Here is a 17031-nt window from a genome sequence, read left to right on the forward strand (position 1 = left end):
AATAATGTATCCTATCTCAACCGCGTTAAAAGTGGGTAACAATCAAGTGGATAGTTACCTACCAGTTCGCAATAAAAACAATGATGTTAACTGGCAATTTGTCACCGGCCTAGTCCTTAGCTATGCTCTGAAACGCAAAATAGAAGCCTACGATCCTGATCAATTCCGTGCAGATTGTAAAACATATATGCAGGAGCTGCTTGATGAACCTGTATTCTGGTCCGTGTTGGAAAGAATGTATTTTTCCAGTCAGGATATTTTCCGTGTATCCCCACTTTTTTTATTGTTTCACGCTCAGTTTGTGGGTGAAAAAATAAATGCAGGCTCAACAGCAGATAAACGCCTTGGTACGTTGTTTGCCAATTTGATGGGCGATTTCAGTCTTCGTTATCCCATACGGGATAGACTGAACTTCATTGAGCAGCAAATGCTGAATAAGCTCAATGAAAAAATAAAGCCACTAGGGAAAGGGCCGTTTACCGAAGAGCAACCTTATCTTCCGTATATGGTAACGTGTTTTCAGTCCGATTTGGCGTTTCTGGCGGAACATCCACAGTACCTTTTACAGGAATTGACCAACACCCTGCGCTTGTATGCCTTTAGCTGGTGTGCACAATTGGCGCTCAATCTGGACAATTGGCAAGACGGTGAACCACAAAGCAAATCACTATTTTTTATTCTTGACAGTGAAAAAGCCAGCTCCGAGCGAGAAAAGGTGAAGCGTTATGGCTATAAGCTGTTTGCTAGCCAGAGCGAAAAACTTTTCCCGGTTCTCTCTGCGCTGGAGGTTTTACAATGGGGAAAAGGGCAAAAAAAACGTCCGTTATGGCAGATTTATCAAGACGCCCTGAATGATTCAGACTCATCTTTTCAGGTATTAAATGATCTGAACGATTATTTGCAGGACTTTGTTATGGACCGCGGTCTTCCGATTCGTGACCGCGCAACAAACCTGGAAAGTGCATTCAAACAGCTATTATTCGTTGCCGTAGAGCAGTTTCAGGGTAAAAAAACTGACCGTGCTACGGTAAATCGTAAATACGTTAATGAATTAGAAAATCAGATTTGCACTGACTTCATTCAGGTGCGCGGCCGTGCGGGGAAAGTGTTAGTGCTGAATCAGGATCGTCTGCTGTTACTAACCAATCTCACTGTAGGCAAAAATGACAAACTCCGCCTGCATGAACTGCTGAGTGGTTTTGAACAGCGCGGTTTTTATCTGGATAACCAGTCGGCGCAAACGCTGGTGGCGTTTTATGAACGTATGGGAAATGTAGAACGAATGAGTGACAGTGGAGACGCCGTGTATGTCCGTAAAACAGTATGAAACCTATCTGGCGAAAACCTTTATTGAATGGGTTGGTGGTATCATCCAGCCGGGTGAGCGCTACCAATTTAAATCTCCCGATCCCGATAATGCTTTAAAACTCTGGGAAGCATTCGTCTCTCTGTCGGACGGTAATCAGCTGGAAATTTCGCCAGGGCAACATATTAATTGCCTCTCTTGCAATGGTATTCAGCTTATTCCGGTACTACACGGTGCTGAGGCTCCAGCATTCACAGAAAACTATATTTCTCATCTGCGCGATAAAGTGGCTGGGCGCAGCGGCGTTTTCGCCCAAACGGCACTGTTGATTATTCATAACAGTATGCTCGATACCCTGATTAACAGCACGAAAGATGTGGCGGCCTCGGATGCTATCTGGTATCCACAAACCTTCAGTCGTCATCTGGAAAAACTTATTATCACCGACAGTAACAGTTCGGAATTATCTCGCTGTTTGCTCGATGATCAACTGGCGACGGTACTGGATGAGGGCGCGACCGTATTTGGTTTCTCGTCGCTGTATCGCTTGCTGGATGATGGCAATCTTGATTTCTCCGAGCTTCATCTATTTAAAGATGATGAACTACTGAACTATAGCCAGAAACAGTTACGCACCCGACTGAATGAAAACCGGAAATTATATCGCCAGATAGAAGACAGTGTTGAACGCTACAGTGGACAGCTGGAGAATGTGCTGCCTGAGTTTAGTACAAAATTCATTCAGGAGCATTTTTACGATAAAGATGACTGGCGTGAGCTCGATTTCTCCGATTATAGGAAAGAGAAAGAACAGAATAGTGAACAAAAACTGGTGCTGGAGAACGTCTCCGTCGAAAACGGCGAGGTTTGGCAACGGGCGAAAAGCGCCAGTAAGGCAGGCAAACGTGATATCAGCCTGCTGGTGCAGGTGCAGCCAGGACAATCAAAAGTTGAGCTGGAGTTCAGCTTTCAAGGGAACGATCTTCAGGATAACCAGATAAAGATTGCCCATCATCGCCAGTTAAAGAACACGCCTTTCTGGCGCACCAGCCGGGCGGGAGGCAAGACTTCCCGTATTATGGCGTCGGTGCCTTTTGATGGACGTCCCTGTTTCTTTAGTCTCGAACTGACCAACCGCAATAATTCAGCCGAAGAGTATAAATTTCGCCTGTTGTTGGTCGAGCAAGGGCAATTCTGGCTAAACGATATTCAGCACTGCTACCGTGTTGAGCCAGGTAAAGATCAAATAACCCTGCAACTGGAAGATAACACGCTGCGTATTGCCGAGTCTGGCAACCTGATCTGTACGTTGGATGACGAGAGCGAAGACATCGACTGCCAGCATTATGCTCTGGTGAATTTTGAGACGCTGGCAAATCAAAGTGACTTAGTTCAGTTTGCGCTCGTTTCCGGTGATTCCCGTCTGTCGTTTAACATCGAGGGGCCGGGAGCAGAAGAAGGGCTAACTTTGCCGTTGCTTTTTGACCAGAGTCGTTTCAATAAGTTGTTCAAAGAAGAGGGCAATGCGACCTGGAACCGGCTGAAAGGGCGTATCATTCTTGATAACACCGAGCACAAGGTTGTCGGTGTTCGTCAGCAGTTGTTGATGCTGGAAGCCTCATTAATTGAGCGACGTCTGTTGGGTACGGGAAGTGACGATAGCGAGTTTGCGCTGGATGAACTTCTTGCCAGTTACCCCGATCTCCATAACGCCTATGAGCAGTTATTTGTCTACTATCAGCGTCGTAACACCTTGCCGAGTCTGGTGTCGTGGTCAGCGGAATATCGCACACTGGTTAGCTACATGGTTACTACGTTTGAACAGGCACTCCAGCAAATCGGCCTGAGCAGAGCGCTGACAGCGCAGGAGAAACGTCTTCTGCATCTGGGGATTTGCCGCAATGATAGCCATGAGCGCCTCTCTCCACTGCATCCGCTAGTACTGGCCTACCATTTACAACTGGCAGAAACTATTGTTGCGGAATTGGAACAGAATGATTCGGCTTCATTTGCCACACTACCGCCGATTACTCTCGATCGCCTGATGGTTTCCGGCTTAATGCCGTTTGTTTACCACAGTGAACATGAATATGCGCAACTACAGCCGGTGGAGGAAAACCGCTTCTGGATTGATGTGATTCCTCAGAGGCAGGTCAGTCATGACTACGTTAAACGTCTGGTAAAAGACAAACTCAATGAGTTTACGGACGCCTACGCCCGATTGTTCCAGAGTGCTGGAAACAATGCGTTGATTATCAATGCCATCAATCAGGGGAACGCCAAAGAGCTGTTTCTGGGATTAGTAGAGTATTTTAAGCAGGAAAAAGAGCACGCTATTTCGGTACATGTGAACTGCTATGATGAACGCCTGCTACCCAATATGTTCGATCACTTTGCCGAAAGTGGTAGCTACGAGCAGCTTAAAAACGATCTCGATCTGAACAGCGGTGTATGGCGGGCGGAAGCCGATATGCTGATTGACCTGCTCCGCAGCCAGTTAACGTTCAGCAAGTTTGTCCTGCCGTCAGAAAGCGACAAGCTGGCTTATGCGCACCTGGCATTTTTCACCAATACGGCACCGGTGGATTGTCGTCAGATTCGCATTGAAGATGCGTCCAGCGGGGTACTGTGTCATGGGCTAATCGCAGGGGAAGGTGCTGAAACGCAGGGGGATGCCTACTTTACGGCATTTGGTCTGCGGGATGTGGATACTGAGTCCTACTGCGCCCTGCGTCTTGCACGATTAGTCGGCTGCTTGTGGCAACCCGCGCGTCAAAGCAACAGCCAGTATCATGGGCAAGGGGTTGGCCTAGCTGTAAGCGGCAATTTTAAACAGCTACTCAATTACTCCTACAATAGTGCGCTCTGGACCACCATTATCGATCCCAAAGTCACCCTCGACTTTTTCACCAGCCAGAAAGATGTGGTGCTTATCCACTATTCTGACCAGTACACTAGTTGTGCAGGCTATGATGCCGTCACGGTCACGAAGCAGGTTGATTTGTTCCTGCGCCTGCTCCAGACCGGAAGCCTGTCAGGGCAATCAGCTATGGACAGTCAGCATCTGTTGGCTGAATTTAATGCCTTTAACGGCGAATGGCTTTTGAAAATGCTGCGCTCCAGTGAAAAGGAACGTAAAGAGAAGCACGGCATTATTGGCGCGTATAAATTTATACAATCCATGCTGCATCAGTCCGATATTTGCTGGATTCCGCTATCGGTGGCCGAAATGATCCGCGTGTCTGGCAACGTCGGGCTGAAAATGAAAGAGAGCGATTTATCGAGAAATTTACAAGGGTATCGTAAAGGTGCGATCTCTGATGATGTGCTCTTTGTTGGATTCAAAGAAAACCGCCTCTATATGTTACCGCTGGAAGTTAAAACCGGGGCGCGACCGGACTACAGCTATGCAGGCAAGCAGGCTCATGAACTGAAACGCTATTTACAGCAGGATATTCTGGAACCACAAACGTTGGCATCACAGCTGTACCGGGCGCTCTTTATTCGTCAGGTGTTGATGCAGGTGGAGAAACTGCGTCTGTACGGTGTGCTGGACAGCAACAAACTGGCTCCCTTGCTAGAACGACGCGAATGGTGGTTAACGGGTGACTATCAGTTAGGTGAGTTGGCCGACTATGCTGACGGTTTCGTCGTGGCGCATGTGGACAACGCAGCCTGCTTCGACCTCTCTTATAAAAAGACAGCGGAGAATATCTTACAGATCGAAATCCCTTATTCACTGCTGCCTTCGCTGATTGCCGCACAGGGGGATGAACTATCTCTTGCCGAACGTTACCGGGTGCCGGAAAAATATCGGCTTAAGTCTGGGTGCGATGCCACTCCGTCGCAACCCGAAGCCGTGGTAGAAGTCACCACGCCGACTACTGTACAACCCGTTTCGGAACCGGAGTCGTTACAGCCTGCTGTTCCGGTGGTGACACCTGATATTAGCGATACTCCATTACAGATCCTGTTTGGTCATGATGCAGTGCGTCAGAGCCCGTTACATTGGGAGCCAACCAACACCGCCAAGTTCATGAATACCAATACCGGCATTATTGGAACGATGGGCACTGGTAAAACCCAGTTTACTAAATCGCTGGTCACACAGTTGATGCGTAATCAGTCCTGTAACGTTGATGGTAAACCTATCGGTTTGCTGATCTTCGACTACAAATCAGACTATGTAGATGAGGCTTTTCTTGATGCTACGGGAGCCAAAAAGTACAAATTATTTAAGCTGCCTTACAACCCCTTATCTTTGTTTGGCGACACGCCAATGCTACCAATCCATACCGCTGGTGGGCTATCAGAAACGATGGCAAAAGCCTATGGATTGGGCCATAAGCAGCAGCTCAAATTAGAAAATCTGATCTTAGAATGCTACGAAGCTGCAGGCATTTCACCGGAAGATCCGACAACATGGTCAAGGACTGCGCCGACGATTGAAGATGTATGGCAGCGCTTCCTCGATCAGGAAAAGGTTGAAGAGGATTCGCTTTACGCCGCACTTTCTAAACTGGCGCGTTACAAGATATTCGAGACCATCCCAGAGAAGATGACCAGCTTGTACGAATTGATTGACGGCGTCACAGTGATTGAACTGGCTGGCTACCCGCCAGAAGTGCAAAATCTGGTGGTCGCGCTCACGCTGGATCTGTTTTATGCGCAGATGCAAAAGCGCGGTAAACCGGTTGTACGTGGGGATTACCGTCAGCTCACCAAAATGATTTTGGTGGATGAAGCCGATAACTTTATGCGTCAGGATTTTGCCAGCCTGCGTAAGATCCTAAAAGAAGGCCGTGAGTATGGTGTTGGTGCGATCCTGTCAACGCAGGAGATCACTCACTTTAAGACCGGGGAAAACAATTATGCTTCCTATATTTTAACTTGGGTGATCCATCGTGTTTCTGAGATTAGGAATGCAGATATCAAGGCGGTGTTTAACGTTGATGATAAAGGTGAGCAGGAGTCTTTGATGGGGCAGATTCGGCAGCTTGAGAAGCATTTTAGCCTTTATGTTGATGGTTCAAAAACAGTTTCGAAGTTACGCGATAAGGCTTTTTGGGAATTGGAAAAATAAATTTACTGGAGATGTAAAATGAACGTTAAACCTGAGTATATGTCCTTTGGTGAGTTATTTAAGAATAGCAATATTTTTTATACCCCTACATATCAAAGGGATTATTCATGGGAAGATGAGCAGATAGAACAATTTTGTAATGATATACAAGATGCATTGGTAAAAAGGAAATCAAATAAAAGTTGTGAACATTTCTTCGGAGGAGTTGTCTGTGCGCAAGAAAAGACCTTTGGGGGACATCGAAGGATAGAAAATTTATTAGTTGATGGACAGCAAAGACTATCAACTATTGTACTTTTCTTTTCTGTTATTCGTAACGTTATTAATTCTATTAATTGTGAAGAGGATAAGGATTCAGAATATAGATTTATGATTTTAAAGGATATTTATAAGTATTTTTATCTTGATGAAAGAGAGAATCGTGAAATTAAGAAACATGTAAGAATTACAATAGGTAATGCCGATAACGAATTCTATCAATCACTAATTGACGATCATCCATTAAAAGTCACTAGAAATTCTCATGAGTTAATGCTAAGGGCTCGGAAAAACTTTAATTACTTTATTAAGGATAATTTATTTAAAAATAGAAAAGTTTCAGAGTGTCTAGAAATTATTGATGATATAGTCAAGTTGTTTGAAGAGTCTTTTTTAGTAATTCACATAGTAACCAATAGTATCGATGATGCCTATAAATTATTTACTGTGCTAAATGATAGAGGGATTAATTTAACTGAAGGTGAATTGCTTAAAGCACATACAATAGGTATATGCAGTGATAATACTTCGTATCAGAGAACTATTTCAGATAATTGGGATGCTATACTCAAACACCCATCAAAGAAAGTTACTGACTATTTGAGATGGATTTTAATTATGTTGACTGGAACTAATGTTACAGCATCCTCTGTTTTGGAAGAATATAAAAAAACAGTCTTTAATGAATCAATTAGCAAATCAGAAATAGCTAAAACAGTTGCTTATATTAGAGATTGTGTTGAACGTCTTGAATATATTTACAGTGGTGAGTGGCCCTTTGAAAATGACACTGATAATAAATGGCATAAAAGTAAACTAGACCTTCTTATCAATAAATTAAAGCATTTGCATGCAATGCCTTTATTATTAGCTGCAAGTTTTTCATCTGAGAATAACTTTAAACATATTGTAAATGAAACAAGTAAGTTCTTTATTCGATGTAAAATGATTAGTGACTTACATGCGAGTATTTTTTCAAAATTATATGCGTCTCTGGCATTAAGAATACATACAGAGCGCGATAGGTTTGACATTCGTAATCTACATGATGAATTTAATAATACTCTATTAGATAAAGATCCTGAAGATGTGAAATTTAGCACCGGCGTTAGGAGTTTGATTTATCAAAAAAAAGGAGATAATAAGCCAATTAAATGCTTATTAATGACAGTTCAAGAAAATTGGGATTGGTTGAGGCAACCTTGTCAAGGTAATAGTCTAAACAGATTGAAGAGAGAGGACCAAACTGTTATTTTTGATTTTAACAGTATGACTCTAGAGCATATATATCCATACTCAGCACATCAAGAAAATAAAGATGTAGATATGGAGAAGTTAAAAAATAATATTGGAAATATTGTTCTATTAGATCCATCTAGGAATAATAAAAATGACAATAAACCTTTTTCAAAAAAGAAGGGCTCATTTGAAAATACAGGAATTGGTATTCATTCATGGATTTATGAACAAAAAGAATGGACAGAAGAGACCGTTAAACAACTTACTGAGATGTATGTTCATGATGCCATTAAAGTATTTTCTTTTTCTTAGGTGAGAATATATGGGACATGGCGCTATTATATTATTAGCGCCATGCTTTATTCTATATGTTTTTAGATAAATCTTTTAAATTTCGATAATTCCTTAATGCAGAAATTCCATCCTCAACATGCGCCGCCCACGCTTTAATCATCGCCTTCTGCTCTAATTGTGGATAAAGCATCTTCAACACCAGTTCTGTAGCTTGTAATGTTTCTCCTAACCACGTAATTTTATCTAACACCAGCGAACCATCCAGTTTTTTATTCTCCTGTTCAGGAGAATAACGAAACTCACTCTCTACCGAGCGAAAAAATGCCAGTCGGGCTGCAATATTGGGGGTGATTCCTGTATACCCTTTTAGCTTTTTAAGTTGTTCTTCAGTTTGACGGCTAAGCGCCATTCGATTCGGGAGCATCAGATAGCCTCCTTAGTTAATTCCCAGAAATAACCAGGTTTCAACGTAGATGATTTAGTGTGGGAATTAAACACAATCTCATAAGCATGAGAGATATCATCACGCAACTGATCAACAAAATAACGTTCATCTACTTCAGTATCGGTAGAAAGCAGCACAACCTGATGACTGGCGTCTGGGAAATAGTAGTTAATTAATTTATCGCGGTGCTGAGAGTCTAGACGACCTAATGGTGTATCAATAATTACTGGCAGATCGCGGCCAGATGTTTTAGCCAGCGCCTCAAGAATAGCGATCGCATAAATCTGCTTTTCACCAGCAGAAAGCAACTTACGATTAATTACTGAGCCATTCTCATCAATTAACTCCACATCAAATGTTTGAGAGTTGATATGTGCGCTAAGTTGTAAATCCTCTTTACGGGCCAATTTTCTATAAGCCAACTCAAAATTTGTAGACAACGTTTTCACTCGTGCCTGGGTTAATACATCACTGTAACGATCGAGTAAATTTATCGTTTCCTGAGCATTCTTAAACGCACTACTATAACTATGCTGATAACGAGTGGCGTCATGCTCTTTTTGAATCTGGCGAACACAATCCAGCTGCTGCTGTTTTGTGCGTTTAGCCTCTTCCAACAATGACCGATATTTCTGCAATTGAGCTTCGCGCTGCCTATCTAGGTCACGTAATTTCTCAAAGAGATCCATTAGCTGATCATCTTCAGGAGCACGGGCAATATTAGCAGCAGCTTGTTCTAACTGTTGTTCAATCTCAGATAACTGTGTGCGATAAAGCTCAAAACGCTGCCATGCTCTCTTACTGTCTATTTCAATAGACTGTTGAAGCATACCAGCTTCACGCTCAGAGATATCAAAGAGCAAATCGCCTTTTGGTTTAGTTGCCATATAATCTTTTAGATTATCGGTAATCGCTTCAGCTGCTATTTTTCCAGTCCCTTCAGAACGGAATGCAATATCATTTCTGAGCTGTGTTAAAAACTGACTCAGTTCCTTTTCAAAGCTTTTTGTCTGTTTAATCTGTGTTTCATCCGAAATTTGTTGCAACAAACGAGATAAAACATTGGGCGCAAGCGAATAAGGTAACGAGCCATCACATTCGTGTCTCAATGCTTTTTCAAGATGTTCTTTATCTTTTAGGAGTGTTTCAACCTTCTGTTTTTCCTGAGCTTTAGTCTGGGCAAACGCGCCCCCCTGGGCATTTAGCAAGCCTTCATAACGGATAATATCTTTAGAGAGAAACTCCATCCGTGTTTTGGCAAAATCGGCGCTTTCTAGCAGTTCTTCTGTCTGGCAGGCTAATTTTTTACTTTGTTTTTCAAGCTCTGCAATTTGTTGCTGCTGAGAACTTGCTAGCTGATAGGATTGCTGACGCTTAACGAAAATCATTAAATCATTACGCAGTTTGGATATCAGATCCAGCCCCAATAAGCGGCGCACGGCAGTACGCAAAATATTTCCGGAGTCGTCCTCAGCCAGCTCTGCGATTTTCTCGCCATCGAAAAAGAACAGATCGGCGATACCATGCGGAATTAACTCATTCAGAAACCCCTGGCACTGATCGTAATCCAACTCACTGAGCTGCTGTCCATCTTGTTGCAGAGAAAGGCGGTCTTTCTTCCCCTTTTTCCAGGTTCGAGTAACTGTAAACTCCGCTTCATGGCCGCCCTTGTTGTAGGTAAAGGTTAGTTCAATAGAAGCTTCTTCCGGTTGCTCGATATAGTAGGCCCCGTTGTGAATTAAGGAACTTAGCTGTTCAATATAGTCTTGTTGTTGTGTCGCAAGACCAAATGCTAGTCTGCCATACAAAGCTAAGCGGATCGCCGATAAGATAGATGTTTTCCCTGCACCATTTAAACCACCAAACAGTACAATAGGTCGAGGATTCAAATCGTGTGGGCGCTTTCTGGGGGCCAAATCAATGGTATGCGTACCGTTAAATACCCGGAAATTATGTAATACCAGCTGTTTAATGAGCACGTTATTTTTCCTCCCCAATTAGTACCGAGGATTCGCTTATATCAACAATTCTGCGCTGTAGAACCTGAAGTTCCGCTTCCAGTTTTGTAAGCTCTTCCTGATGAATATCCCGTTCAACACGTTTTTGCAGAGTGATCTGTTGTTGCTCAATTTCTTCGAGAGTGCCCCAGTCCTGCTTCAAAATTGTGCCGAGTTTATCAAAAATGCCCTGACGACGGCTTAACCCTTCCATTGAAACTTCCAGCTCAATGAGTTTCATCACCATTTCAGGTACAACGTCAAACCCCTGTGCTATCTGTACCAACAGATCTGCATCACTGGCATTAAAGCGCGACTGGTCGTCGACTACCCAGTCTAAATCCTTCTGATAAACTTCACGGTAAATACCAGGCAGTGTGTCATACCAGTCTGGCTCATTAGGATCCTTCAACCACTCTTGGCGAATAGCATGTATCTCTGGTTTGGTAATTAACGTAATGGTATGGCCCTGAGCATTTAAATCGCGCTCAATTTCCAGCAATTCTTTTAGCCATTTCTGACGATATTTTAGCCAGTAAGGGCCTGGGACATGCTTACGTTCAGCACCTGGTTCATCACTTTCTTTAGCGTATTGATAGCTCACCTTACCAGTACGACGCTTATAGTTTCGAAATGTGCCTTTATTCGCCGGATCGGTGGTAAATGCCAGCAGATCGCGATATTTCAGTAGTGGAGACATCCATTCTTCACCATTTTTTATCAGGCTTTCCATAGCTTTATCTTTGGTGACTACGGTACAGGTCCAGCAGCCAAAGCGAGAGTTTCCGCAAGACGGGGTACTATCATCGATGACCAACGGACATTCTCCCTGTGAGGAAGAGTCCATATACAGCGTCCAGAGTGGGCGATTATTACCGCCCCATGGACTTTCCCACTCGTCGATATCTTCAGGGGCATAGCGAAACGCGCCGCGCAGCAACTTCCAGACATCTTCTACATCCCAGGTATCAATAGGGGTATAGATAAACGCATTTGCCAGAGTGGTATGCCGGGCTAGGCGTGAGCCATCAATTTTGTGCTTTGCGATTACCTGAGCACGGGAGGCACTCTCGCTGCTACGTGAGCCGAGGACAACAATCACCTCATCAAATTGGCTGACTTTATCTTTAATAAAGTCACTGACCGGGTTGATCTTCATACGCTCGGTACACCAGCGAAAACTACGGGTTGGGGCCGGATAACCTTTCCCCAGTAAATTGACCCAGAAGGTTTCATTAGTCTTAGGCGTTACCGCATGTTGAGTGATTGGCAGACCGTTACGCTTTGCGCCTGCCTCAATCTGCAACATCGTTTTCTTAATCAAATCCACAACTACTGGCGTTTCCACTAGCGTATCGGATGACACCAAAAAAACATCTTTGCTGCGCATTTCCGGAGGCAGACCGAGCAATGCCAAATACACCAATGTGATCACGGCGGAAGAGTCTTTCCCTCCACTGTAGCCAATGACCCACGGACGCTTGTCCGCACAATAAATTCTTTGTACTTCGGCAACATATTCGGCCAGAGGGCGTCCGGCAAACTGCTCCTGATTAATAAAATCTTCATATTCGGCCAGATCAAAGGCCTGGACTAGTTTACTCATAAGACAACCATTTGAGCTTCAAGCTCTTGTTCTTCAAGGGTGAGGGGAAGCGACAATGCATTTTTTAGAGCATTATAAGTCAGTTGAATAGCTATACTGGTTTTACTCAGTTTTCCGTGTTGCATAGCTCGCTTAATCAGGTCGGGATTACTTTTACGCCAGTCAAAGGTTTTGAGTTCAATGATTTTTTGTTGCCATTGTTCAGGATACGTTGTCAACAAGCTACGTCCCAGCAACCCTAATGCTTGGAGACCAATACCGTGCGCATGTACGTAATCTTGACGCAACTGTGCTGGGGAGACCTCTTTGCGAGCTGCGAGTTGCCAGTCTGGCATAACTTGAAAAATAGCTTGCCAGTATGTTGTTGCAATCTTTGTGCTTTCTTCGAAATCTTCTTCTTTTGGGTCTTTGCCTAGAAGCGCACGGGTAGACTGTTTGATACTACTTAAGGTGAATAATTTGTTGGATAACGTACTAATGCTGGATTTCTCTAACTCTGTTAGCCCCACAAACGGTTCTACAGACATTGCTAAGTATCGAGCTAGGTTTGAGCTAACATCGCGATGGTCGTATAGTGCTGAAAGAGAAGGACTAGGGCGAATTGCATACTTATTCAAATCAGCAAACATTTGCTGACTACGTTTGAGACCTTCATCGACAAAGAACAATACAGGGATGTTATCCTGGCCAAGCTCCGGCTTTTGTTCTAAGGCATCCTCAATAGCCTTACGGCGATGTTGGCCATCATTGATTAGTATTTGTGCTTCCATAGGTACACGTAACATACCGAGGTTGTTTGAGCCGGAAAATTCGTCAAACTGTACATCAATAGCTATTGATGCCGTCAAGGCAGAAAATATGTAATCTTTTGGATTTTCAAGTAAATACCTAGCCATTTCAGGGATTCTTGACTTGTTTAGGCTCCTTTGTGCCCTGAGCTCAGGCGGCACTTCGTTTTCATCAAAGCTGAAAATTTTAGGGATGACACGCATTGGGCACATTGCGACATAAAAGGGTTTTCCCGCCTGAATGCCACGTATTGCGGGGAATGAGTAGCAGTAATCTACATCAATATTAGCCATTGCGGTAACCTTCCTTCTAAACTATCCATGTAAAATCATTTACGTCATATTTTACGTAATTAAAATTCAACTTTCACGTAAAAAATGTTGTTGTGCGAAGTTTTTTGAGAAAACAACCTGAAAGAGAGCATGGTTTAACCATGTGGTGTGATACTGATTCCAAATTCTAGATCACACTTTGACCTTTTAATTTTTGTGGGTTTTGGCTTGGTTGTTATCATTATGTGTGAATATATTTATTCAATACGAGAATCACTCCATTTATTTTAAAAGCCACAGAGTAAAAGTAACTAATTAATTACCTTTAGTTTACTCAAACCATTTACCCGATATATCTTAGACCCCACCGATTGACGGTTCAGCTGAGAAAGTGCTCTTATCTCATCTGGCTCAGGATGGCAGGATTTTCATATGGAAAACGGACAGGGTAAGTCATGAACAAATGGATATTATCAGGGGCAATACTCTCGCTGACAGGGTGCCCCGGCCCGATGGTTCCGGTAACGCTTACGCTGCCGGCGCAGGCTGCGGTGGTGGATAACCGGGTCTGCATCACCGTTCCGGCCGAAGAGGGGGAGAAGGTGTTCTCCGCCCAGTTTGGCAGCGATGCGGGGCAGGAGATGTATAAAACCTTTGGTGATGCGGATACGCAGCTCAAGGCGATAAAGGGCGCATGCCTGCCCACCTTTGGTTTTGCGTTCCAGCCTGATAATACCTATGCCGTTTACTACCGTCTGGAAAAGAGTGCCAGGGAAAAAGGGCGGCTGTTTGCGGCGAGCTTCTCCCTGACGCAAGATAACAACGGCAGGCTGCAAATAGTGCAGTACCAACGATGATCTTTAGCGATGTCCGGCGCCGCTACCTTATCTTATCCCCAACACCAACTGAGCCAGGCTCTCTCCCTGACTCAGTTCGTGCAGCCTCCTGAAGCTGGCGTTATGCCGCCCTAGGGGCGTTGATCTTACCCACGTAAGCGGGTCAGGCAGCGGTCAAGTGCGCTCACCAGCCAGTCGATATCTGCCTCCTGGAAGCATAACGGCGGGCGCAGCTTAAGGACGTTGCCGTAAGGCCCGGCGACGGAGGTCAGCACAAACTCCTCGCGCAGTGCTTCGATAAGATTCAGCGCCAAAGCTTTATCCGGCTGCTTACTTTCCCGATCGGTGACCAGCTCGAAGCCAATAAACAGCCCTGCGCCGCGTACGTCGCCGACGCATTCATGCTTATCCTGCAAGGTGCGCAGCGCCGCCAGCAGCTGTTGGCCGGTATGCCGGCTGCGGGTCTGCAGCTCTTCCTGCTGAATCACGTTCAACACCGCCTGGGCCGCCGCCATGGCTACGGGGTTGCCGCCAAAGGTATTAAAATAGGGAAGCGCATCGCTGAACGCCGCCAGCACCTCCGCCTTGGCCATCAGTCCCGAGACCGGGAAACCGTTGCCCATCGGCTTGCCGGTGGTCACGACATCCGGCACCACATCGTGGCGGGCAAATCCCCAGAATGCTTCACCGGTGCGGGCAAAGCCGGGCTGGACTTCATCGGCAATAAAAATCCCGCCGTTTTTATGGACGACGTCGATCGCCGGCTGCAGAAAGCCGCGTGGGTCGGGCAACACGCCGTCGGAAGAGAAAATCGAGTCGGCCAGGAAGCCGGCAAACTTAATGCCGTGGGCCGCCATATCATCAATCTGCTTTTGTATCTCCGCCGCAAACCAGGCTCCGGGGTCGGCGGTTTGGTTGCGGTAAAAATCCGGCGCGGCCACTAAGCGGGTTTCAGGGGCCAGAGGCTGGCCGCTGCCCAGCGCAGGCGATACGCCGGAGGTGAGCGAACTGGTGCCGTGATAGGCCTCGCGGGAGACGATAATGCCGGTGCCGCCGCTCCAGGCGTGGGCAATGCGAATCGCCAGATCGTTGGCCTCCGAGCCGGTGCACATATACATCGCCCGGTTGATTTCTGCGGGCAGGGTGGCAAGCAGCGACTCGCTGTAATCAAGAATATGTTCATGCAGATAGCGGGTATGGGTATTTAACTGCGTCATCTGCTGGTGAACGGCGTCGATTACCGCCGGGTGGCAGTGGCCGATACTGGCGACGTTGTTGTAAACATCCAGGTATTTATTACCCTGTTTATCCCACAGATACTGGCCCTGTCCGCGCACCAGATGCACCGGATTACGGTAAAACAGCCGGTAGGACTCGCCGAGGACTTTGCTGCGTTTATCGGTTAAGCGGCGGATCTCCGGGGGCAGACTGTCGGCATGCTCGGCACGAAAGCTGTTGGTGTCCATGATGGTGGATTGTACGGTCATAATGACTCCTTGATTCAGGCGCAGAGGCGGACTTATTCGTTGGTTGCGGCAACCGGAGTGCGGGCAAGCGCGTTTCTCCGGGCATGCGTGGTCAGAAAATAGAGATAACCCGCAACCATAAACGCCAGGAATAGCGCGCCAATCTGCGGGTTAAACCACAGCATGGCGGCCAGACAAACGACGGCGCAGCACAGGGCGATCGCGGGGACTAACGGGTAGCCGGGGGCCATGTAGCTGCGGAGTAGGCCGGGTTCACTGCGGCGCAGCTTGAACAGGCTCAGCATGCTCATGATGTACATCACGATGGCGCCGAACACCGCCATGGTGATCATCGCGGCGGTCAGGCTCATGCCCTGCAGGCTGATGCCATCGGAGAAGATGGCCGCAATGCCAATGACGCCGCCGGCAAGTATCGCCCGGTGCGGGGTGTGAAAGCGCGACAGCTTGGCCAGCGCAGGGGGCAGATAACCGGAGCGGGCCAGCGCATAGAACTGGCGGGAATAGCCCATGATAATGCCGTGGAAGCTGGCAATCAGGCCAAACAGGCCGATCCACACCAGCATGTGCATCCAGCGGGAATCGCTGCCGACCAGCATTTTCATCGCCTGCGGCAGCGGATCGTTAATATCAGACAGGGTGCGCCAGTCGCCGGCGCCGCCGGCCAGCACCATCACGCCCACCGCCAGAACAACCAGCGTGATGATGCCGCTGATATAGGCTCTGGGGATGGTCCGGCGCGGGTCCTTGGCCTCTTCGGCGGCCATTGCCGCCCCCTCGATCGCGAGGAAAAACCAGATAGCGTAAGGGATCGCGGCAAAAATACCGGATATGGACGCCGCAGAGAAACTGTCGCTGCCGGCCCAGCCGTGGGCGACAAAGTTAGCCAGGCTGAAGCCGGGCGCGACCACCCCCATAAAGACCAGTAGTTCAATGACCGCCAGCAGCGTGACCAGCAGTTCGAAGGTGGCGGCGATGCTGACGCCGACAATATTCAGCCCCATAAAGATCAGATAGGCGCTGACCGCGACCAGCTTGGGGTTCAGTTCCGGGTACTGGACATTCAGGTAAGCGCCAATCGCCATGGCGATAGCCGGCGGAGCGAAGACAAATTCCACCAGCGTGGCGATACCGGCAATCAGACCGCCGGTGTCGCCAAATGCACGGCGGCTATAGGCAAAGGGGCCGCCGGCTTGCGGGATCGCGGTGGTCAGTTCAGTAAAGCTAAAAATAAAGCAGGTATACATCAGGGCAATAAATAAGGTGGTGACCAGGAAGCCCAGCGTGCCTGCCGTTCCCCAGCCGTAACTCCAGCCGAAATACTCCCCGGAAATCACCAGCCCGACGGCAATTCCCCACAGCTGCAGGGTGCCGAGAGTAGGTTTAAGTGTCTTTTTCATCACTGCATTCCCCGTCGGTGTC

General features: G+C 46.5%; 10 protein-coding genes. 4 read left to right on the forward strand and 6 right to left on the reverse strand.

The features are described from left to right. Positions 1–4: 4 nt before the first annotated feature. Genes dptG through D781_RS22415 form a run of 3 tightly spaced genes read left to right on the forward strand, consistent with a single transcriptional unit; the run spans position 5 to position 8198 of the window. On the forward strand, positions 5–1327 hold the full coding sequence (dptG, locus tag D781_RS02375) for a DNA phosphorothioation-dependent restriction protein DptG (RefSeq protein ID WP_015670708.1): 1323 nt from the start codon (positions 5–7) through the stop codon (positions 1325–1327). Further along, the gene (dptH, locus tag D781_RS02380) at positions 1308–6389 is read left to right on the forward strand and encodes a DNA phosphorothioation-dependent restriction protein DptH (RefSeq protein ID WP_015670709.1); all 5082 of its coding nucleotides are present in this window, start codon (positions 1308–1310) and stop codon (positions 6387–6389) included. Before dptG ends, dptH begins: the two co-directional genes overlap by 20 nt. A gap of 18 nt (positions 6390–6407) precedes the next feature. Continuing rightward, a complete protein-coding gene (locus tag D781_RS22415; RefSeq protein ID WP_015670710.1) occupies positions 6408–8198 on the forward strand; it encodes a DUF262 domain-containing protein in 1791 nt (596 codons plus the stop codon). 52 nt (positions 8199–8250) lie between these two features. Here the strand turns inward: D781_RS22415 and dndE are convergent, their stop codons facing one another. From dndE to dndB, 4 genes are read right to left on the reverse strand one after another with little or no spacing between them, the layout of a single operon-like run. Further along, positions 8251–8604 carry a DNA sulfur modification protein DndE gene (dndE, locus tag D781_RS02385; RefSeq protein WP_015670711.1) on the reverse strand — a complete coding sequence of 118 codons (354 nt, stop codon included), beginning with the start codon at positions 8602–8604 and terminating at the stop codon, positions 8251–8253. Continuing rightward, positions 8604–10604: a DNA sulfur modification protein DndD gene (dndD, locus tag D781_RS02390; RefSeq protein WP_015670712.1), complete on the reverse strand. Its 2001-nt coding sequence runs from the start codon at positions 10602–10604 to the stop codon at positions 8604–8606. Before dndD ends, dndE begins: the two co-directional genes overlap by 1 nt. Before the next feature lies 1 nt (position 10605). Continuing rightward, on the reverse strand, positions 10606–12228 hold the full coding sequence (gene dndC / locus D781_RS02395) for a DNA phosphorothioation system sulfurtransferase DndC (protein ID WP_015670713.1): 1623 nt from the start codon (positions 12226–12228) through the stop codon (positions 10606–10608). Continuing rightward, positions 12225–13310, reverse strand: a complete 1086-nt coding sequence (gene dndB / locus D781_RS02400; RefSeq protein ID WP_015670714.1) for a DNA sulfur modification protein DndB — start codon at positions 13308–13310, stop codon at positions 12225–12227. The genes dndC and dndB overlap by 4 nt, the downstream gene beginning before the upstream one ends. 434 nt (positions 13311–13744) lie before the next feature. Between dndB and D781_RS02405 the strand changes: the two genes are divergently transcribed. Further along, the gene (locus D781_RS02405; protein ID WP_015670715.1) at positions 13745–14146 is read left to right on the forward strand and encodes a putative T6SS immunity periplasmic lipoprotein; all 402 of its coding nucleotides are present in this window, start codon (positions 13745–13747) and stop codon (positions 14144–14146) included. Positions 14147–14271: 125 nt separating this feature from the next. Here D781_RS02405 and D781_RS02410 read toward each other — a convergent pair whose 3' ends face one another. Further along, positions 14272–15612 carry an aspartate aminotransferase family protein gene (locus D781_RS02410; RefSeq protein ID WP_015670716.1) on the reverse strand — a complete coding sequence of 447 codons (1341 nt, stop codon included), beginning with the start codon at positions 15610–15612 and terminating at the stop codon, positions 14272–14274. 32 nt (positions 15613–15644) lie between these two features. Beyond that, on the reverse strand, positions 15645–17009 hold the full coding sequence (eat, locus tag D781_RS02415) for an ethanolamine permease (protein ID WP_015670717.1): 1365 nt from the start codon (positions 17007–17009) through the stop codon (positions 15645–15647). Between the last annotated feature and the right edge of the window lie 22 nt (positions 17010–17031).

It is taken from the genome of Serratia sp. FGI94 (assembly GCF_000330865.1).
In the GTDB taxonomy this organism is placed as follows: domain Bacteria; phylum Pseudomonadota; class Gammaproteobacteria; order Enterobacterales; family Enterobacteriaceae; genus Serratia_B; species Serratia_B rubidaea.